Source organism: Chitinophaga sp. ARDCPP14, from assembly GCF_051362515.1.
Classification (GTDB): domain Bacteria; phylum Bacteroidota; class Bacteroidia; order Chitinophagales; family Chitinophagaceae; genus Chitinophaga.
In genome coordinates this window covers 172801-192050 of sequence record NZ_JBKIXB010000005.1, presented here as the reverse complement: position 1 = coordinate 192050, position 19250 = coordinate 172801, and the positions used below count along the sequence as shown (strand labels likewise).

At 46.1% G+C, this 19250-nt stretch carries 19 protein-coding genes; 10 read left to right on the top strand and 9 right to left on the bottom strand.

The features are described 5' to 3' along the window. Positions 1 to 35: 35 nt before the first annotated feature. From ACLHR0_RS15845 to ACLHR0_RS15825, 5 genes are all read right to left on the bottom strand, one after another. Positions 36 to 650, bottom strand: coding sequence for a TerD family protein (locus ACLHR0_RS15845; RefSeq protein ID WP_436487818.1), 615 nt, complete (start codon positions 648 to 650; stop codon positions 36 to 38). 34 nt (positions 651 to 684) lie between these two features. After that, a complete protein-coding gene (locus ACLHR0_RS15840) occupies positions 685 to 1239 on the bottom strand; it encodes a TerD family protein (RefSeq protein ID WP_370912023.1) in 555 nt (184 codons plus the stop codon). Beyond that, a complete protein-coding gene (locus ACLHR0_RS15835) occupies positions 1229 to 2071 on the bottom strand; it encodes a phosphoribosyltransferase family protein (RefSeq protein ID WP_429063877.1) in 843 nt (280 codons plus the stop codon). Before ACLHR0_RS15835 ends, ACLHR0_RS15840 begins: the two co-directional genes overlap by 11 nt. Continuing rightward, positions 2071 to 2769 (bottom strand): HAD family hydrolase, encoded by a 699-nt coding sequence (locus tag ACLHR0_RS15830; protein ID WP_436487815.1) that lies wholly within the window; start codon positions 2767 to 2769, stop codon positions 2071 to 2073. The genes ACLHR0_RS15835 and ACLHR0_RS15830 overlap by 1 nt, the downstream gene beginning before the upstream one ends. A 476-nt stretch (positions 2770 to 3245) precedes the next feature. Next, positions 3246 to 5669, bottom strand: coding sequence for a TonB-dependent receptor domain-containing protein (locus ACLHR0_RS15825; protein WP_436487813.1), 2424 nt, complete (start codon positions 5667 to 5669; stop codon positions 3246 to 3248). A gap of 152 nt (positions 5670 to 5821) precedes the next feature. Between ACLHR0_RS15825 and ACLHR0_RS15820 the strand changes: the two genes are divergently transcribed. Together ACLHR0_RS15820 and ACLHR0_RS15815 are read left to right on the top strand one after the other, a co-directional pair. Further along, complete coding sequence (locus ACLHR0_RS15820) at positions 5822 to 6664, top strand: ester cyclase (protein ID WP_436487811.1); 843 nt, start codon at positions 5822 to 5824, stop codon at positions 6662 to 6664. A gap of 237 nt (positions 6665 to 6901) precedes the next feature. Beyond that, on the top strand, positions 6902 to 8302 hold the full coding sequence (locus ACLHR0_RS15815) for a hypothetical protein (RefSeq protein ID WP_436487809.1): 1401 nt from the start codon (positions 6902 to 6904) through the stop codon (positions 8300 to 8302). A gap of 61 nt (positions 8303 to 8363) precedes the next feature. Here ACLHR0_RS15815 and ACLHR0_RS15810 read toward each other — a convergent pair whose 3' ends face one another. Beyond that, a complete protein-coding gene (locus ACLHR0_RS15810; protein ID WP_436487807.1) occupies positions 8364 to 9017 on the bottom strand; it encodes a Crp/Fnr family transcriptional regulator in 654 nt (217 codons plus the stop codon). Positions 9018 to 9098: 81 nt separating this feature from the next. Between ACLHR0_RS15810 and ACLHR0_RS15805 the strand changes: the two genes are divergently transcribed. The 4 genes from ACLHR0_RS15805 to ACLHR0_RS15790 all read left to right on the top strand — a co-directional run bounded on the left by ACLHR0_RS15805 (position 9099) and on the right by ACLHR0_RS15790 (position 11824). Continuing rightward, positions 9099 to 9794: an HAD family hydrolase gene (locus ACLHR0_RS15805; RefSeq protein ID WP_436487806.1), complete on the top strand. Its 696-nt coding sequence runs from the start codon at positions 9099 to 9101 to the stop codon at positions 9792 to 9794. After that, positions 9791 to 10423, top strand: a complete 633-nt coding sequence (locus ACLHR0_RS15800) for a CatA-like O-acetyltransferase (RefSeq protein ID WP_436487804.1) — start codon at positions 9791 to 9793, stop codon at positions 10421 to 10423. The genes ACLHR0_RS15805 and ACLHR0_RS15800 overlap by 4 nt, the downstream gene beginning before the upstream one ends. Positions 10424 to 10598: 175 nt before the next feature. Next, a complete protein-coding gene (locus ACLHR0_RS15795; RefSeq protein ID WP_429049075.1) occupies positions 10599 to 11156 on the top strand; it encodes a lipocalin family protein in 558 nt (185 codons plus the stop codon). Positions 11157 to 11332: 176 nt separating this feature from the next. After that, positions 11333 to 11824: a hypothetical protein gene (locus tag ACLHR0_RS15790; protein WP_436487801.1), complete on the top strand. Its 492-nt coding sequence runs from the start codon at positions 11333 to 11335 to the stop codon at positions 11822 to 11824. 45 nt (positions 11825 to 11869) lie between these two features. On the opposite strand, the gene ACLHR0_RS15785 is transcribed toward ACLHR0_RS15790, so the two are convergent. Both ACLHR0_RS15785 and ACLHR0_RS15780 read right to left on the bottom strand, forming a co-directional pair. Then, the gene (locus ACLHR0_RS15785) at positions 11870 to 12010 is read right to left on the bottom strand and encodes a hypothetical protein (RefSeq protein ID WP_370912034.1); all 141 of its coding nucleotides are present in this window, start codon (positions 12008 to 12010) and stop codon (positions 11870 to 11872) included. A gap of 12 nt (positions 12011 to 12022) precedes the next feature. Then, positions 12023 to 15136, bottom strand: a complete 3114-nt coding sequence (locus ACLHR0_RS15780) for a lantibiotic dehydratase (RefSeq protein ID WP_436487799.1) — start codon at positions 15134 to 15136, stop codon at positions 12023 to 12025. Between the two features lie 256 nt (positions 15137 to 15392). On the opposite strand from ACLHR0_RS15780, the gene ACLHR0_RS15775 reads away from it, so the two are divergent. The 4 genes from ACLHR0_RS15775 (at position 15393) to ACLHR0_RS15760 (ending at position 18015) form a co-directional block, all read left to right on the top strand. Further along, complete coding sequence (locus ACLHR0_RS15775) at positions 15393 to 15554, top strand: hypothetical protein (protein ID WP_159454461.1); 162 nt, start codon at positions 15393 to 15395, stop codon at positions 15552 to 15554. 230 nt (positions 15555 to 15784) lie between these two features. Then, complete coding sequence (locus tag ACLHR0_RS15770; protein WP_429049067.1) at positions 15785 to 15970, top strand: hypothetical protein; 186 nt, start codon at positions 15785 to 15787, stop codon at positions 15968 to 15970. 107 nt (positions 15971 to 16077) lie between these two features. Beyond that, the gene (locus ACLHR0_RS15765) at positions 16078 to 17292 is read left to right on the top strand and encodes a lanthionine synthetase C family protein (protein ID WP_436487797.1); all 1215 of its coding nucleotides are present in this window, start codon (positions 16078 to 16080) and stop codon (positions 17290 to 17292) included. 111 nt (positions 17293 to 17403) lie between these two features. Continuing rightward, a complete protein-coding gene (locus tag ACLHR0_RS15760) occupies positions 17404 to 18015 on the top strand; it encodes a response regulator (protein WP_436487795.1) in 612 nt (203 codons plus the stop codon). Positions 18016 to 18275: 260 nt separating this feature from the next. Here the strand turns inward: ACLHR0_RS15760 and ACLHR0_RS15755 are convergent, their stop codons facing one another. Further along, a complete protein-coding gene (locus ACLHR0_RS15755) occupies positions 18276 to 19118 on the bottom strand; it encodes a universal stress protein (RefSeq protein ID WP_436487793.1) in 843 nt (280 codons plus the stop codon). Between the last annotated feature and the right edge of the window lie 132 nt (positions 19119 to 19250).

Here is a 19250-nt window from a genome sequence, read left to right as displayed (position 1 = left end):
GATTATAAATTGATATTATCTTATCAAAAGTGATCCTACAGGTAGTTCTGCGCAACGGTGCTTACGGTTTCCTGCAGTTTTTTATCTTTTGTAGGTTCACCGATCGCATTAAATTTCCATTCGCCGTTCTTTTTGTAGAAAACGCCCATCACCATAGATACGTGTCCTGCAAAGCCGGGGCCGCTGGCGATATCATAGGTGGCAAATACTTCGTTCACGCGGGAGGGGGTACCTTCATAAATGCGGATAGACGCAAAAGGAATCGTACCAAAGTCGTGTCCGCGGAAGCTGTTCAGCACAAACGCTACGTAGTTGGTGTTAGCGTCCAGCCTTGAGAAATCGAGCGTGATCACTTCATTGTCCAGGCCGTCGTTGCCGTTCAGGTCACCGGTCAGATCATCGCCGCTGTGTTTTACCGCGTTGTCTTTTGATTTCAGGTTACCAAAGTAAACCACTTCCTGCAGTTGTTTCTGTTCGGTGAACATTGCGCAGCTGCCGTCCAGGTCTACCGCTTCTTTGGTTTTTGACAGGCCAAACAGGCCTTTCTTTTCAATAGCGCCCCAGTTGATCCCTACACAGATATTCTGAAGTTTGGCGCCATTGCTTTTTTCGAGATTTATACGCTGACCTTTTTGAAGATTGATTGCCATGTTGATCTTATATTTAGATATAGTGGTGTATAGATTAGTTGTATTTGTTCAGGTAGTCCTGCAGACCGCCTTTCATGCCAACGCCTACTGCTTCAAACTTCCATTCGTCGTTGCGTTTGTAAATTCTTCCGAATTCCACAGCGGTTTCAATAGAAAAATCTTCTTCCAGCTCGTATTTCAGCAGCACTTCGTTGGTAACCGGGTCGAATATACGTACAAAGGAATTCCTTACCTGGCCAAAGTTCTGGCGGCGTGCTTCTGCATCGTGGATGGTTACCACCACGCATATTTCGGTAATTTTCGGATCTGCTTTAGACAGGTCAATTTTAATCTGTTCATCGTCGCCGCCGCCATCGCCGGTGAGGTTATCGCCGGTATGCTCTACGCTGCCATCGGGTGATACGAGGTTATTATAAAAAATAAAGTGCTGCTCAGATAATATCTTTTTATTCTCTCCCATTACGAACAGGGAAGCATCCAGATCGAAGCTGGTGCCGGTAGATGAAGCATTAGCGTCCCAGCCCAGGCCGATTACGAATTTGGGCGCATTAATCGTTTGCCGCTGACCTTTTTGCAAATTAATTGCCATGTTGTATGCTTTTATGTTTTCTGTTAAATAAGTAATTATTAATAAAATTCAGATTTTTCTGGTAAACTTCTATCGTATGATAACCGTTTCCCAGGGCCATATTATACAAAAGATTCACAAATTTATCGGATTGATTTTGAAGGAAAATACAAAATGAATCGAAATCATAATTCAAGATATACTTTACAATCCGTGTATTAATGAAAAATTGTTCCCCCTGGATGATTTTTTCCAGGTGGAAGATGGACTTTACAAAATGATAGTTCAGGTGGTTTTCAATGTTGGGATGAATGCTTTTATTCTGCAGTTCTGCATAATAGAGCAGGTACACATCGTTAGGCAGGTCATAGGCATCCACCATTTTCAGGATCATTCTTTCATGGCCTCCTGTAATTTTGATGTCATCCAGGAAAATCACTTTCTTCCCGGTCAGGAAGTGGCGGTCGATATGGAAGCTGTCGTTGCCGATCAGCTTTAACCGTTGCTCCGCATCCAGTTCGCCGTAATCCTCCTTGTAGGTAATGGTACGGTGTACTTTGGTTTCCTGTAAAACCGGGTGCCCGTGCGCTGCCAGCCACCTGTTCAAATGAAAAACGAAATAGTTTTTCATCGCAAAGGTAGCCGTTGGGATAAAGGAATATGGACTTGACACTACCACAAACTGTGGCACTTCCTGTCCTTTGAGGTGATGCTCAATAAACCCTTCCGCCAGGCTGGTCCCGAATTTTTCGGCAACGGCGTCGTCCCCGAACTTGAAACGGCTGTAATCATCGGGGCTAAACCCGAAATGGCCGGCATGGGTGATCTTATGAAGTGAATAGGTTGTTGTCATCAGTTAAGTAAACTTGAAATACATTGATGATTGGAGTTGACCAGTAAAGTACGAATGCCTGTCACCTGCGCCCCGTTAATATCTGCTTTTACATTATCGCCAATATGTATGATGTTACTTAGCGGGATTGCCGTATCATTTCTTACTATCGCTACGTTTTCCAGCATCAGGCGAAACATTTTTTCATTGGGTTTCGACATGCCGGTTTCATCTGAATACAGCTGGAAATCGAAAAAATGCTCCAGCTCCAGCTCCTGTAATACCCGTCTTAATGTGCTGCCTTTTATAAAAGCGGTGTTACTGAGTAAACTGATGGTACTATCGGACGATGCTTTTATCCTGCGCAATGTTTTCACTGTTTCCGAACAATAAATAACCGGGAGGTATTTGAGCACCAGGGCGTCCATTTCCTGGTAAAGTCCTGCCAGATCAATGCTCCCGAAGGCATTGTCGTAATCATTTATTTCACTGATCACCATGAGGTACATTTCTTCCGCATCAATATTACCGCCTGTTTTTTCATTGATGGCATTGCATAGCAGATCTGTTTTGCGGAATATGCGGCCTACCTCTTCCAGTGTTTTTTGGTGTTGATTGAAATGGTTGTAAAAAAAGCGCGTCCTTTCCTGTTTAAATAAAGGATTCGATTTTATTAAAGTTAACCATAGATCAAAAGAATAATGTTGGTATATGTTCATGTACTTTTTAATCATTTACGTCACTCCGGCAATTGTTAGTCGGCCCGGTTCCCTGTACCAGCATACCTGTAAGGGTTAATATAAGTAATATTTAGCAGCTCCTGTTTAATCTTTTTGTTACCAAAATCAGTTTGTTATGGGTTAATACTAAAAAAGCCTGCATCCCGCTTTTTTTCAAGGTCCTAATATAGGATTTTATCTTTCATATAAACCCAAAACCACCTGTTAATGTATTGGTAATAAAGTAAGTTGGTTTTTTAACTTATCTAGCTTTCCTGCCCGGGTGTTACAAGCCCGGATATGCAGTTCCCGGCCGCTAAGCTACCAAAAAGCAGCCATTCTGCACCTGCGGAAATTCTCAGGTTGCGAGTGCTGTTTCTGGCATGCTCTATGCGCTGGCCCGCAGGCCAGCACTGAATCGGTGTTGGAATCTGTGCAAAAAAGGGATGTGTATAAATCTCCGGTTCTATCATCAGTTAATGAACACGGCCTCTCTCTTCCTGGTTGCCGGTGTCGCCGGCCGGCTGCTTAGCGGCCCTGCTGCCAAAGCGGTAACTGATGCCTAGCTGCAGGTAACGGTTCAACTGGAAGTTGCTCAGCTGCTGCCGCGCGCCGTTGATGGTGGAATTAATGGTCATGGCGCTGCTCTGGCAAATATCATTCATGGTTAACACGATGTCTACTTTCTTCTTCATCACCGATGCCTTCAGCCCGATATCCAGCTTAAAATAAGCATCTGATCTGCCAATATGATTTATTTCGGGGAACTGGTACCAGCAGTTGATGGCGCCTGCAAAAGTTTTATCGCGGTTGAAATAGATGTTATTATTTGTGGCAAGATACATTCCCCATCCACGGATACTACTCACCTGCGGAATGTCAGAATGTGCGTCGGTATGGTAAAGGGTTACCTGGTTATTGTTGTCGAGCCAGTCAAAAACAGTAAACGACACACTTTCAGAGATGCCATACCGGTAAGTCCGGATAAAGTTTAACGGAACCGTATACACGAGGTTGGTGTCTGCACTGGCGATGGTAACGTTGTTAAATCCATCATCTGTTTTATTAAAAAATAAGGAAGAAGTAAGCCTGTTCCTGAAAGTATGTGATAATTCAATATTGGTGTTATACTCGGGATTTAACGCAGGATTCCCTTCGCCATAACTATAGGAGGTATACAACGATTTGAAAGGGTTCAGGTTCCAGAACGACGGGCGGTTAATACGCCGGCCTGCTGTAAAAGCCAGGCTGTTGTCTTTATTGGCCTGCCATGATACCGACAGCGACGGGAATAACCGGAAATATTTACGTTGGGTGCGCTGATCCAGCGTATAGGAGTAACCGGTAGTTTGCGTAAGTTCCCCTCTCAAACCAGCTTCATACTTCCAGTTGTCCTGTTCCTTGTTCATGCTCACATACAGCTCCTGCGTGTTTTCCTGGTAATCAAACTCGTTGCTGAGATTTTTGTCGTATTCCAATCTGCCGGAAGAATCCTTGTTATAATAAAAAGCATTGCTGTAGTTATCGATAAAGCTCAGCTTGCCGCCTACCAGGAACTTTGCAAAACGGGTAGGGAGTTCCATATCTGCTTTCAGCGTGTAAATATGAATGCGTTGCTTGTTATCGTCGTAGTAACGGGTGGTGCCGGAAGGGTGGGTGGTGTTATCACCCAGGTAGTTATTGCTTTCAAAATCGGACCGGTCGGTGCGGTAGTAGCTGAAGTAGTCTGCATTCAGCAGCAGCCTGCGGCCGGTGGTATCAAAGTTGATCGCGGAATGCAGGTTGATAGAATGATTATCGGCGATAGGGCGGTAGGTGGCGTGTGTTTTCATGATAGAATCCTGTTTGCCGGTGGCATTGTCAAATACCGGGTTGTTCACGCGGTCGCCGCCATCATACACATTTTTACCGCCCTGGTAATTCAGCCCGATGGTGGCCTTCCGGCTGATCCTGTAATCAGCGCCGGCGATTACATTCGCATTGAGATAGGTATATTTACCGGTGTCCGACTGTATCCAGGTTTGCTTCGGGTAATAGATGGTGGTCCGGAAGCCTTCCAGGTGCTGATCCTGATCGAGGTTAATGCTCCCATACGCCGACCACCGCGCGGCGTTGTAGTTCAGCGTGGCGTTTACATTCAACGCCTCATAGTTACGGGTGCCATACACTACGGCGGGGTTGTGAAGCCATCCTTTGGCATTGGCCTGCACGGTGCCGGAGTAGCCTTCGTTTTTACGCTGACGGGTAGTGATATTGATTAGTCCTGCATTTCCTTCTGCGTCATACTGTGCGGAAGGATTTTTGATCAGCTCAATTTTCGAGATCTGGCTGGCAGACATAGATTTTAAGTAGCGTACCAGGTCGATGCCGGCCAGTTGCACCAGGCGGTCATTTACCATCACTTTTACCGCTCCCTTACCGGTAATGCTGATTTCATTGTCGTTCACTTTTATGCCGGGCACTTTGCCAATGGCTTCCAGCACATTGCTGCCGGCAGCGGTAATGTTAGACGCCACATTGTACACCAGTTTATCCGGGTTGTTTTCAATAGCGGGTTTGCCGGCCGTAACGGTCACTTCACCCAACCGGGTATTGGAAGGTTGTAAGGTGATGTTTACCACTGTATCACGGCGAATGCTGAAATGCAGCGTGGCGGCCTGGTAGCCGGTAACAACGGCATTCAGCGTGTATTCGCCTGCAGACAGCCTGGTAAAGCGGAAGCTGCCGCTGCTGTCTGTTTGCAATACCTGCTGCGGATCCCCGGGTAACCGTTGAAGGCGTACAATGGCATAAGCAGCGGGCGTATGAGATGAATTGTTCACTGTGCCTGTAAGTACCGCCTGCGCATAAACGCCGTTGCTGATAATACTTATCAGGAAAAAATTAATCAGAAATTTCAAAGACGTGGGTTTTACTGATAATAGATCGGAGCTAAGATAGAAAAACTGACCGTAATGAAAAACATGAATAAGGATAAGTGGTTTTGGTAAATCAATGATTTTTTACAATTCCGGGTTTTGCGGGAGAGATACTTTTGTAAAAAGAAAAACAAATGAAAACCGTTCATCTTACGATATACCTGGTCACTACACTGCTGCCAGCGATGTCATTTTCACAGGGAAAAAGTATTCATCAACAAAAGGAATTTAAAATAACAGATATGGAAAAGAACAAAGCCATTATACAGGAACTATATGAAAATGTCATGAACAAAAAAGACATGCGCCTGTTGCCGTCCATTGTATCCGAAGCGCATACCGGTCCGGAAGGACACAAGGGCGTGGCGGGGTTTACTGCCCCCATTGCACCACTCATCGCCGCCTTCCCGGACATTCAGTGGAAATTATCGTCACTGGTATCAGATGGGAATAAGGTAGTGGCGAAATGGACCTGGTATGGCACACAAACAGGGCCGTACAAAAACATTCCTGCTACCGGCAAAGCTATTCATATCAACGGCGTAGCCATCTATGAATTTAAAGATGGAAAAATCATCGCATCAGAAGTACAGACCGACCGCCTCGGGTTTTTAACCTCGCTGGGCGTATTACCCGCGGATATTGCCACGGCACCGGTAAAAGAACAGGTACAGTTCATTGATAAATTTGTAGTGCCTGCTGCGGGCATCACGGAATTCAAGCAGCGGGTGGCGGTGAACCGGCGCCTCATTAAAACGCTCCCCGGCTTTATTTCAGATGCTGCCTATGAATATTTTGATGAGCAGGGCAACCTGGTGTATGTTACCATTGCGCAGTGGGAAAACAAAGCGGCGGTAGCCAGCGCCAAAGAACAGGTGCAGGCGGAATACAAAAAAGAAGGATTTGATATGCCGGGCATGATGAAACGCCTGGGAGTGAGGATGGACAGGGGATTGTACACCCGCGCAACAGAATAGCAGCGGCAATAAAAAGTAAAAAAGGTGTGCAGCGTACTGCGCACCTTTTTTTATGTATCCTTTTAATATCTGTTTACAATTGTTTAAAATCCGTTGACAGGTTACTGTAAAAAGATGTGTTAACTTATCTACCTGAACAACCAAAACTGCATTGATTAGCAACTGCTTCACCAGGAGCAGTTGCGCATGATTGAAAACCCGAAACCCCCTTCATTCACTCATCTTAAAAAAAAACGTATGAAAACTTCATTGTTTGCTGCGGCATTTATTGTGCTGGGCATACTGTTGGGATGCGAAAAGAAAAGCGCTCCCGGCGGTGATCTTCAACCTGTTTCCGGAAAAAATAACCTGCAGGTATTAGCCACACCACCCGTCACCTGGCAGGAACATTGGTTTGAACACCAACAGCTGCTTAACCGCGTTTTTTATGATACCAGCGTAGCAGTTTATTTTGATAATGATGTAAACAGCAGCATTACCTGGCCCAACACCTACCTCGCGCAGGTATGGAACTATACCAAAAGCACTTACGGTGCTTTTGGCGACGATTCCCGCCTCTTTGTAATCCTGCACTCCGGCAAATATTCCGGTGGGCATCCGTCTACGTATATGGATGCCAGTCATGATTACCGCAACGTAATAGATGTAGGCTCCTCCGATCCCAATGCCTGGATCTCCGGTGCAGGCAACGACATTGACCTTACCACCCATGAAGTGGGGCATATTGTGGAAGGCGCTTCCAAAGGCGTACACGGCTCCCCGGCGTTTGGCATCTGGCACGACAGCAAATGGATGGAAATCTACCAGTACGATGTGTACCTGGCCCTGGGCCGCAGTGCCGATGTTACCCGCTGGTATAACATGAAGATCACCCAAACAGATGCTTATCCCCGCGCAGGCACTTACTGGTTCAGGGATTGGTTTTATCCAATCTATACTAACTACGGTGGTGTAGCGCCACTGAATAAATTCTTCGCACTGCTGGCGCAGCATTTCCCCAAACAAACGTACAATAACGGCATCACCACTTACCCCGAATACACCCGCGGCCTTAACTTCGGGGAATTTGTACATTACTGGAGCGGCGCTGCCAATAAAGATCTGAAGCAATTGGCCCTCACTGCCTTTGGCAATAAAGACGAAGGGGGCAACGACTGGACCGCACAGCTGAAGCAGGCAAAAACGGATTTCCCGGGTATCACTTATCCTTCGGATGACATTACCGGTTCGGGCACGATTACCGTGAGTAAAGAAAACAATGGTGGCGCCTCCGCGGCAGAAGGCTCCTTGAAGCTCACCGATAATGTATACAGCACCAAACTATTTGTGAATGCGGTGCCTGCTGATTTTAAAATGCAGCTGCAGTTTGTCACCGGGCAAACCGTGAAATCATATACCCTTACTTCCGGTAACGACGCTACAGACCGAGATCCTAAAAACTGGCAGCTGAAAGGCTCCAATAATGGTACTACGTGGACGGTACTCGATACCCAAACAAACCAGGTGTTTGGCGTCCGAAATCAAACCAGGCAGTTTGCCATTTCCAATACTACGGCGTATAAATATTATGCCGTGTATGTAACCGCCACCAATGGCAGTGTGGATTTCCAGCTAAGCGAGTGGAGGTTATTCAAGTAAATAACAGAAGGGCTGTTGCTGTAAAAAGGGACAGCCCTTTGTTTTCGTATACAGGTGGCCGTTATCCCATATCCTCAAACCGGCGCAATATTTCTTCCAGTTGCTTCCGGCTAAGATCAATGTTCATCCCCTGCGGATCCAGGATATTTTTGGACCTTAGTTCTTTCAGGGTCCTGTTAAAACTCCGGGTCGTAATACCCAGGTAAGATGCCATATCCTTTTTGGGAATAACAATGTCTTGTTCCGCTTCCAGCGCCAGCAACCGGAGCAATGCATATTCTACCGGGTATAGTTGCTGGTAAGACGCGCGGATACAGGTTTGGCGGATACGGATCACCAGTTCTTCCAACATCAGCCTGTTGAACTCCGTATTGTTAACCAGCAGCCAGCTAAACAAGGTATGCGGAATGGCATATGCTGTTACGGGCGTAATGGCTTCAATATTACACAGGCATTTTTCTTTCCTGATGCCTTCCAGGTCGCCGGTAATTTCACCCTTTCCCAGGAATTCGAAAATATAGTCTTTCCCGTTATCTTCTTCAATATAACATTTTGTAATACCTTCCCGGATAATATAAACATGACTGATGGTATCACCCTGGCGGATGAGCCGTGTGCCGGCAGTAAAGGTTTTAATGGCCACTGCTTCGCCTTCCGCGCTGCTGGCGGTGAATTGTTCCATGAAATGAAGAAAAGCAGGATTGGTCCGTAACATACTTTTAAGAAGTGGGACAAATGTCCCGTTTTATAAACTGCCGGGTTCTATTTTTGCATCCGGAAAAACGTAAAAATAACAATGATCTCTGACATTAGCGTGATCGCATTCGATGCCGACGATACCCTTTGGGTAAACGAGCCTTACTTCCAGGAAACAGAAGCCCTTTTTTGCAGCCTGCTGGAAGATTACCTGCCGCATCATACCGTATCGCAGGAGCTGTTTAAAACGGAGATGGCCAACCTGGAACTCTATGGTTATGGCATAAAATCTTTTATGCTTTGCATGATAGAAACCGTACTGCGCGTATCCGAAAATACTGCCGGCCCGGAAGTTTTCCATAAGGTGCTCCAGTATGGAAAAGAAATGCTGGATAAGCCCATTGTGCTGCTCGATGGGGTAGAAGAGGTGCTGCAGGCGCTCTCCGGCAAGTATCGCCTGGTAGTGGCTACAAAAGGCGATCTGCTGGACCAGGAACGCAAACTGCGGAAATCGGGCCTGGAGCATTATTTCCATCATATTGAAATTATGAGCGACAAAAAGGAACGCGACTATCTTAAATTAATAAAGCACCTCGACTGCAAGCCGGAAGAATTCCTCATGATGGGCAACTCCCTGAAATCGGATGTACTGCCGGTGCTGGCACTGGGCGGTCATGCTATCCATATTCCGTACCATACCACCTGGCAGCATGAACACATCGATCATACAATCGAAGATCCCCGTTTTTATGAGTTTACTACAATGGCAGATATCCTGCCGCACCTGATATTATGAAACAATTATTAGATCTGGACACCTGGGCGAGAAAGGAACACTTTAACTTCTTCCGCCAGTTCGAAGAACCTTTTTTCGGGATCACCACCGACATCGACTGCACCACTGCCTTTAACAACGCCAAAGCCAGCGGGGACTCCTTCTTTTTAAGCTACCTGCATAAGTCGCTGGCAGCCGCCAACGAAGTTCCCCCTTTCCGTTACCGTATCGCCGGTGATGAAGTATGGGTGTATGACCAGGTACATGCATCACCCACCATTAACCGGCCCGACGGTACTTTTGGTTTTGCATATATGAATTTTTATGAAGATGCAGCCGCATTTGAAGCCAGCAGCAAAGCAGAAATTGAAAGAGTACGTCAGAGTACAGGATTGATACCAGCTGTGTCGGGAGAGAATGTGATTCATTATTCCTCCCTGCCCTGGATTAACTTTACCGCCGTATCCCATGCGCGGAGTTTTTCATTTAAAGATAGCTGCCCTAAAATTACTTTCGGTAAAGTAAAAGAAGTGGGCGACCGGAAAATAATGCCTGTATCTGTGCATGTGCATCATGCGTTGATGGATGGATTCCATGTGGCGCAGTTCCTGGAAGGGTTTCAACGAAGGATGGAAATGTCTGCCCTGTAGACGAGCTCACTTTCCTTGCCCTTCTCAATTTCTTACCTCTATTTGTAGCAATTTGGCAACACTCCCGGTCCGCCTTTTATTTTAAAACTCCCTGCCAGCAGTCACTTCCGGTCAGGCAGCCTTTTTGCGGTACCTCCCGCAAATTCAGACACATCATTTTTAAAAATCATGCTTTATGAATAAAAAATTGCTGGTCCTGGGAGCAGCTGCGTCTGCTGCCGCCGCATATTTGTTGTATAATAATACCAAAGTGTCCATTCCTAAGGGGGCCAAAGCTGTTTCTCCTTTTGACATACAAAAATTCCTGGGCACCTGGTATGAAATCGCCAGGCTGGATTACCGGTTTGAACATTATCTCAGCAATGTTTCTGCCACCTATTCATTAAAGGAAAACGGGGAGATAAAAGTGGACAACAAGGGTTATGATACCAAGAAATACCGTTGGAAAGAAAGTGAAGGTAAAGCTGCGTTTGTGAGTACACCTGACGAAGCCCGGTTAAAAGTATCTTTCTCCAGACCGTTTTACGCCGGGTATAATGTCATTGATATCGACGAAAAATATCAGTATGCCCTGGTGGCCGGCAACAACCTGAACTATATCTGGATTTTATCGCGTACCCGGACTATCCCCGAAGATATCAAAATCCGTTTCCTGGCAACCGCCGCCGCACTGGGATATGATACCGGCGCCCTCATATGGACCAAACATGATAGTTATGTGGGGCCCAGTTGAGGCCGTGGATAAAATAAATTAGGATTTACTAAAAATATTAGTATTTTTGTTTCAGAAAGCAAATGAATAATGTAAAAAAGCCTTGAGAACCATGCTGTAGTGGCCATCAGGGCTTTTTTATTTTATATTAGTACTAACTATCTTAGTATCTTTCCTGGAAATGTTAAATTCAGTTCATGCATAATCCCCTGGCGCTGCTCTCTCCGGAATTAGTGATGTCTTTGGCAAAGCATGGTTTTGTTGCTTTTGTAAGACAAAGTTATCCGCGTGGGAAAGATCATTTTGATACGGATATCATTGAAACTTTTCTCATTACCCCCTATAAGCATCTTGCACTGGCAAATGAGCACCTGCAACATATTTCAGCGGATTGTAGAAAAGGCATTTACCATACCGCTAACCAGGAAGAGATGATGAAACTGATGACTGCCGCTTCACAACCTAAAGGATATAAAGTGTATGTAGCGTTACTGAAAGTCCGGAAATGGAAAGGAACCGCGCAGCTGGAGGAGAAATTAAAACGCTACCTGCAAACAAACACCAAATGGAAAGTAAAAGATGGCGCCATAGTGGCCGATCTCTACCTGCATTATGGAGAACTGATGCTGAAGGTGGTAAACCCGGTTGGGGAAATCAGGTTGCCCTTGAGTGAAGTAGAAAGACTTTAAAAGAGGGTACCGGTGTAAAAAATAGCCGGCACCCCGGTGAAACAGTTAGCAGTCGAAAGTCCTGATTACCGTAGTGGTAGGATGAGTGATCTTTTTCTGCTGTTGATCTGTGGATGTAATACCTGCACTTAACCTGGCCACTTTAATAGTGCCCAGCTTCATTTTTTGCTCATTCTTCTTTTTCATACCAATATGTATTTAGTGAGTAATTGCTTTGAGCTGTTTTTTAGAGATGGCGATCATGGATTCATAATACCTGCTGAGGAAATGATAGATCACGAGTTCATGTTTGCGCTGATTGGATAACAGGATCCTGTTAAGGAACATGTGAATGTAGCTGCAAAGGAGATCGTCGCGGTTGGCGAGCTGTATGCCTGCAAGCTGTTCCTGTATATGAGCGGAGCGGGTTTGAAAGCAAGCCACGGCCGCTTCAATACCCTGTTCGCTGTCCTGCATAGGATCAAGTATACTGCTCACTTTCCGCATTTCTTCCCGGTATTTGTCGTTGAGTTGTACCAGCAAGGACTTTTCACCACCAAATTCTTCGAAGAAGCTTTTCTGGAGCATTTTCAATAAGGCCGATTTGGCTGAAAGCGTATACCCGAAATCATTCAGCAGCATGTCCACCCCTCTCAATGCCAGCATCCAGCGGTAGTTTTCACCTTCTTCTTCTTCCAGGAGATCCAGTATGCTGATGACGCATGTACTGTCGTAATGAAACACCGCTTCGCTAAACAGCATGGTATCTGCGCCGTAGCGTTCAATTTCCCTTTCGTAGGTATCTGTTTGAAGCCGGTGTATGCTATCGGTGGGCAGTGCGGCGTGCAATCTTTCCAATACGGTGCTCCAGAAATGTGGATTAGTGCTGTGGTGGAACCTGATCCGCAGGTGATGTTCGGGATCGGTGTACCGGATAAAAAACCACTGGTCAATGATGTTGTCCTGCATCAGTTCCTGTGTTAACGGCAGGATCTTTTCTTTCAGGATATTTTCCGCACTCCGTGTACCGGCGTATAGTTTAACATACAGCCATTCACTGCCGGTACTGAATTTTCGGACGGGCGTACCGGCAGGTGTGGTAATTATTTGGTTTGTTTGTTTGTTTTCTTTTTCGGAAGATATGTTCCTGAGTGGAATAATAAATTCGTTGGTATACGCGCCATCGGGGCCGTTGATCCAGCAATTTCCGGGTGTATGGAGGAACTCCTGCAGGGTTACCTGTTCTTTTTTCAGCAGGGTGGTTACCAGCAGGTGCACTGCCACTTCGTTTTCAAGATCAGCCGGCAGTTCATTGTCGCCTTCCTTTACCACTACATAACGGGGAAGCTCCAGTTGTGCGCTGATGTCCCGGAAAATTTCCATATACTTTTCCGGGGTTGCTTTAGCCAGTGCCGGGTATGATTTTTTGTGCAGCATCCAGGTTCCTTTGCTGAGGATGATGTTGCCATACTGCACGCGCGGATAGAAAGAGACCTCACCGGGTATCTGCCAGTGCCAGCCAATACCGGTATGGTAGTCCTGGAATTGCAGATCGCACAGGAATTTATAAACCGGTAGTCCCTGCCGGTAATTATGTGCGGTGCTGAGGCGTGGTACAATAATTTTATTCAGTTTCCTGGAGCGCAGCACTACCTTATTACGTTGTACACTCACCATCAGATCGGAAAGGTGCAGCTGGTACGCTTCCGGGGCGAGGCTATTGGCCAGGTATACAATTTCGTACTCCCGTAACCGTGGCCGCATAAGAATGTTGCCTGTCCGTGATTCCGGCAGGTGAATAATTTCAGCATAGATCTTTTCCGGGTCGCTGGCTTCTTCCGCTTTTAAACAGGCTTTTACATGGGCGGCCAGTTCTTCATCACCATGACAAAACCTTCCCAGCAGGTTGGCGGCGGAAGGGCCGCTGCAGCCATTCATATCGAAGAGGTAGTCGCCGTTATCGATAGCTGCGGCGCTGTTGCTCAGTATGCTTCCCATCAGGTACATGCTGTGGGGGAGGGAGGGTGTTTCTTTTTCCCGGAAGCTTTCCAGGTGCTCGCGGGTGAGGGTGATCACCTTTTTGTTTTCCTTCAGGCACTGATGAAGCTGTTGCAGCTGAAAGTCCTGCAACTTACTGCGGGGGGCGGCAGATGTGGTATTACGTGGTGGAAGGTGTAAATTATCTACCAGCGGCGTATGGTCTGTATTGCTCTGGCTATGGGCGCCATAGCCGATACCGGCTTCACTGTCCAGGGCCAGGCTGAGCGGAATTTCCTGTTCTTCATACCGTTGCCGGAAGGCATCGCAAAACTGCCGCAGGTCGCTGTTGTTATCGTTGCTGGCCAGTTTCCACAGCTGCGCTACCTGGGCGGACAATTCATTGATAACGGTATGGCTCAGGGTATTTTTTGCGGTTGAAAGAAACAGATCTGTTTGTACCAGGTCTTTGTTACTGGTTTCCGTGAGCAGCGACTGCACCAGCTCATGGGTGGTGGTATACTTGCCGGTGCCTGTCTGTTGCAGGTTAAGCATACTTTGTATGGTCGTCAGCAATGCGGTTGTTTCGGTGGTATGCTCCAGGTTTTTTAACCGGTTCACCAGGTGGCTAAAAAACTCGTCACCGGTAACGGTGGGCTCCAGTTCACTTACCAGCAGCTGGTTCTGCAATAGTTCTTCTGTGAAAACTTCAGCATCTTCTGCGCTGATGTCTTCTTCTTCACTTACAATGCTGTTGCGTATGTCCGCCAGCGTGGCGCCGTTGCGGGCTGTTTCCAGCATTTTTTCCAGGTAGCTGCTATAATTTACAGCGGTGAGATAATAATTGCGGACCTTATTTTTAACGCTGTAGGCCGCATAGCGATATTGGCTGCCGGCAGCATACAAGGAGTTGTTGGGATAATACAGCAGTTGTTCCCGGATGGCCGGTATGGCAGTAATGGCGGCGGTAAGCTCTGCCACATAGTTCATGTCGAGGCGGCAATGTTTTTTATGCAACTGTTTATCATTCAGTTGAATAGCCGTATGATCCGATAATCCGCCGGTGGCACAGCCTGCAAAGAGACCGTAAGGCGTGCATCTGCTGCTCATCCGCAGCAGGTAGCGATACAGTGCTGATGCCAGTTTCTGGTTGTCGCTGTCGGTGGCCAGCCACTTCTGCAACTCCTGGTATAATTCCGGAGAAGCAATATAAATAGCTTCCTGCAGGAACTCATCCCGGAAAATAGCTTTGATAACAGGAGCGAGGGAGGCTTGGGAGATATGGTGTAACTGAGTGACAATATTCACCGGTAATAGCGGTGTTCTTACCACATAGAAGTTTTCAGCTCTGATCATGGCGCAAGGTCAACATTAAAAAAATGAAGGTAATTTTTTCTGCCACAGTATAGTATCACGTAAAACCGGTAAAAAGGATGTTTAAACATCTTTATGTAAAAAATCACGTTTTTACGTGATCCCTATATTCTCACTTTCTACCTACATTTATCATCAATCCTGTAATCTTATAAAACCTGTATTTCGAATGACCCTATTATATTGAACCTGCCAAACTTATTGTCTATTTATTTTTTCAACCATAAACATTTGCGAAATGAGAAAAACACCTGTAAAGAAATTGGCCCTCGGTAAATTAAAAGTGGCTAAACTCAGTATCAGCAGCCAGGAACAGGCCGATGGTAAAGCACCTACATATACCGGCTGCAGCCTGTTTATGAAATGTACTCCACCTATTTCCAAAGATCCTTGCTTCTAATTAAACTGAACAACCATGAAAAAATCCGGTAAGAAACTGAGTCTCGGTAAAATTAAAGTGGCCGACCTCAGCAAAGTCAATAATGACAGCAGGGGAGCTGCTCAATTCATTCCATCACTGGCCTGTGTTCCAAGTGTTAAGATCACTTGTCTTAGCCAGGGTGCACCTGTATGTAGTGAAGACTCCTGCATTTTCTAATTTCATCATTGTACTGTTAAAAAAATTGTGTCATGAAAAAAACATCAGGCAAAAAACTCAGTCTGGGTAAAATAAAAGTGGCCAGTCTTTCCAATGCAACAGGACAACAGATGGCGGCAACCGTCGGCACCTGTTCCGTTCTGTGTTCGCTCCGGATTTGTACTGACAACATCAGTCAGGGCGCTCCTATTTGCAGCCTCGACTCTTGTCGCTACTGATCAGTACAGATCGATAATTTTCACAGCAACCTGACTGTATGGCAAAACATGTATTGCAGTATGCATACGTGTTTTGCCATTATATATTTATAACGGCAATTTATTATATGGATCAACAGCAAGAGGCTACATCCGCGCTGCAAAGGATCTGCGCAGCGCTGGACCCATTTATCCTGGAAGATACCAATACCAGCCTGCTGGGGGGATATACCGGCGTGGCCTTGTTTTATGCCTACTATTATCAGCTCACCGGTAAGGAAGAACACCTGGACAAAGTCCATTACATCATAGAAAAATGCCTGCAGGCATTATCTGAAGAGCCCATGAATGGTTCTCACTGCAGTGGAATTGCAGGCGTATCCTGGTGTATTCAGCACCTGGGCGCCATGGGATTTATTGAAGCCGATGATACCGAAGATACCTTTGCAGACATCGATCTGCTGGTAGCAGATTTTATGGCGTCCGAGTTAGCGGAAGGCAGAAATGATTTCCTGCATCATGGCCTTGGCACAGCACTTTATTTCCTGGAGCGGCTGCCGGCGGCCACTGCAATTGCCCAACTGGAAAACCTCGTGGCGCACCTGGAAGAAAGCGCCATCCTGTTACCAGGCGGCATTGCCTGGAAAGATCATTTCTCCAGCAGAAGCCAGCAGCATCCTGATGAAGACCTGTTTAACCTCGGACTGGCACATGGTGTTCCTGCCATCATCTCGGTGTTGGCGAGGTGCTATGAAAACGGGATTGCAAAGGAACGTGCCGGCAGGCTAATCAACAACAGTGTTCAATGGTTGCTGCATACAAAAAATACCGCGGCAGAAGCCACGCATTCACGCTATCCTACTATTGTAAATGCCGCCAATAAAGTAATGGGCGACGCGCACAGCAGGCTTGGATGGTGCTATGGAGATCTTGGTATTGCCATCACATTGCAGGGAGCCGGCAAACGTTTAAATAGAACCGATTACCAGGAGGAAGCTCAACAGCTGTTTAAACACATTGCCACACACCGGAATGTAAAAAATGGCGCGGTGCATGACGGTTGCTTATGTCATGGCAGCGCAGGCATTGCCCATATCCTGCAACAGGCCGGACTGGCCGGTGGTGATACCGCTTTATTGAATGCCTCCCGCTATTGGCTGCAAAATACCCTGCAAATGAATACCTGGGATGATGGACCTGCCGGGTATAAATTTTATCATCATCCCGATTATATTAACAGTCATAATGTATTGGAAGGTATTGCGGGCATCGGGCTGTCGCTGATCAGTTTTGCGGATACCTCTATCAAACCGGCATGGGGAGAATGTATGCTGATAGATTAAACTTGTCTTGATTTTTTTACTATATTACATACATAGTAAATGAGCATTTCAGTTGTTCGCCCGATATTATTTATGCCATCGCATACAGACGTTACAGCAAACAGAAAAACCATGATCCGTTTATATTTCGTTGATGATCATCCATTGATACTCGAAGGATTGCGATCTTTACTCAGTATGGAAAAAGATATTCACTTAGCAGGTGAAACCAGGAACGGAATTTCCTGTCTTCACTTCTTAGATCAGCACACTGCCGATGTTGTATTACTGGATACCCTGCTGCCTGATATCAGTGGGGCAGAACTCTGCGCCAGCATTAAAAAACGGTACCCGGATATTGCGGTACTGGGATTGAGCTATCATAAAAACGACAGCGGCATTGCCGGGATGCTGGACAGCGGCGCAAGCGGTTGCCTGATGAAAAATGCCGATAAGGAAGAATTGCTGCGGGCAATACACGACGTATATTCCGGGCACACCTATCTATCGGCAGAATTAAAACAGTCGCTTAAAAAAGACCTGCTGCCGTTACATATTACCAAAAGGGAAAAGGAAGTATTGTGGCTCATTGCCAACGGTCATACCAATCATGAAATTGCAGAGAAGCTGTTTATCAGTTCAGATACGGTAGATAGTCATCGCCGGAACCTGCTGGGTAAATTCAATGCACGGAATACCGCGATGCTCATAAAATGCGCCGTGGATAATAAAGTGCTGATTTAAGCCAGGCTCGTGCATATAACCAGGGATTTTCGTCACAGCAGTGGCGCGTATTTTTTACATCCTGTAGAGATTTTTACCAGAAAAATAGCTAAAAACCGTCCTTTTTCACTGGCACGATTTTTCGGCATTTATTATCAGATGTTTCAGAATGGGGTGGTCTGGTAAAACAGATCTGAGATCATACTCAAGCACCTGATCTGGGTAATGCCAGCGTAGGGAAAACGAAACAACTAGCAGCTCCGGCCACAACCGGAGCTTTTTTATGCCTTTACGGCTGGTAATGACAACAGCGGGATATTGGAATCGTACGCCAGCTTTTTGGAGACGCTACTATGGAAGAAAGAGGCTACTGCGCCCAGTTTTTTAGGCACCACAATGATCATGGAAGCATGGTGGGTATTGGCGTATGATAAAATACCTTCTACCGTATTATCTGTATTAATATAATCGAAGGCTGCATTGTACTTGTCAAAAATTTCATGTAAACTGGTAATGGATTCTTTTGTTTCTACAGTATAGCTGTTACCGGCTGATTTATCTACGTTGATGACCTGCACAGCGGCTCCGGGAAAGGCATCCAGGAACTCATACAGCTGATGCGCCGGTATGGATGCATGGTCTTTCAGGTCGGTAGTAAATACCACAGAATTTATGGGTTTACCAATCAGCGTGCTGTTGGGAACAATAAGTACCGGCACGCTGCTTTCCTGGATCATCATGGAAGTAGTGCTGCCCAGTAATAATTTCTCCAGCCCGGAACGACCGGAAACACCCATCACCACAATATCTATTTCTTCACTCTTGCAAAGCCCGCTGATGTGTACGGGAAGTGAAACATCTTCCGCCATCAGGTCGATCCTTACATTTTTTACGAGCGCTGACAGGCGATCCTGTTGCAGGCCCAGGTTTTCCATACTTTCGAGATATATCTGCTGATCATTGGTGGTATTTGCTACAGGTAAATCAGTACCTATAATAGTGCTTTGGTAAGCATGATACAAAACGATCCGGCTGATTTGAAGGGGATTTACCAGCTGCGCTGCATATTCTGTAGCCCGGAAGGCATTTTCTGAAAAATCCGTCAGGATGAGCATTGTTTTCATATGCATGTGTTTTGGTACAAACAGATTAGTACGAAATTACTGCCAATAACTGGATGAACAATTTAAGCAGGCTTATGTTCAGCGAAAATTAACAATTGGATGGAGACGCCATGTTCATTTTTGTAAGAAAAG

What these genes read in the sequence shown, in the direction of transcription:
- ACLHR0_RS15790 (WP_436487801.1), top strand. Translation starts at nt 11,333, where the DNA reads ATGCATAATCCCCTGGCGCTGCTCTCTCCGGAATTAGTGATGTCTTTG.
- ACLHR0_RS15830 (WP_436487815.1), bottom strand. Translation starts at nt 2,769, where the DNA reads ATGAACATATACCAACATTATTCTTTTGATCTATGGTTAACTTTAATA.
- ACLHR0_RS15780 (WP_436487799.1), bottom strand. Translation starts at nt 15,136, where the DNA reads ATGATCAGAGCTGAAAACTTCTATGTGGTAAGAACACCGCTATTACCG.
- ACLHR0_RS15845 (WP_436487818.1), bottom strand. Translation starts at nt 650, where the DNA reads ATGGCAATCAATCTTCAAAAAGGTCAGCGTATAAATCTCGAAAAAAGC.
- ACLHR0_RS15820 (WP_436487811.1), top strand. Translation starts at nt 5,822, where the DNA reads ATGAAAACCGTTCATCTTACGATATACCTGGTCACTACACTGCTGCCA.
- ACLHR0_RS15785 (WP_370912034.1), bottom strand. Translation starts at nt 12,010, where the DNA reads ATGAAAAAGAAGAATGAGCAAAAAATGAAGCTGGGCACTATTAAAGTG.
- ACLHR0_RS15805 (WP_436487806.1), top strand. Translation starts at nt 9,099, where the DNA reads ATGATCTCTGACATTAGCGTGATCGCATTCGATGCCGACGATACCCTT.
- ACLHR0_RS15800 (WP_436487804.1), top strand. Translation starts at nt 9,791, where the DNA reads ATGAAACAATTATTAGATCTGGACACCTGGGCGAGAAAGGAACACTTT.
- ACLHR0_RS15775 (WP_159454461.1), top strand. Translation starts at nt 15,393, where the DNA reads ATGAGAAAAACACCTGTAAAGAAATTGGCCCTCGGTAAATTAAAAGTG.
- ACLHR0_RS15815 (WP_436487809.1), top strand. Translation starts at nt 6,902, where the DNA reads ATGAAAACTTCATTGTTTGCTGCGGCATTTATTGTGCTGGGCATACTG.
- ACLHR0_RS15760 (WP_436487795.1), top strand. Translation starts at nt 17,404, where the DNA reads ATGATCCGTTTATATTTCGTTGATGATCATCCATTGATACTCGAAGGA.
- ACLHR0_RS15840 (WP_370912023.1), bottom strand. Translation starts at nt 1,239, where the DNA reads ATGGCAATTAATTTGCAAAAAGGTCAGCGGCAAACGATTAATGCGCCC.
- ACLHR0_RS15755 (WP_436487793.1), bottom strand. Translation starts at nt 19,118, where the DNA reads ATGAAAACAATGCTCATCCTGACGGATTTTTCAGAAAATGCCTTCCGG.
- ACLHR0_RS15835 (WP_429063877.1), bottom strand. Translation starts at nt 2,071, where the DNA reads ATGACAACAACCTATTCACTTCATAAGATCACCCATGCCGGCCATTTC.
- ACLHR0_RS15765 (WP_436487797.1), top strand. Translation starts at nt 16,078, where the DNA reads ATGGATCAACAGCAAGAGGCTACATCCGCGCTGCAAAGGATCTGCGCA.
- ACLHR0_RS15795 (WP_429049075.1), top strand. Translation starts at nt 10,599, where the DNA reads ATGAATAAAAAATTGCTGGTCCTGGGAGCAGCTGCGTCTGCTGCCGCC.
- ACLHR0_RS15770 (WP_429049067.1), top strand. Translation starts at nt 15,785, where the DNA reads ATGAAAAAAACATCAGGCAAAAAACTCAGTCTGGGTAAAATAAAAGTG.
- ACLHR0_RS15810 (WP_436487807.1), bottom strand. Translation starts at nt 9,017, where the DNA reads ATGTTACGGACCAATCCTGCTTTTCTTCATTTCATGGAACAATTCACC.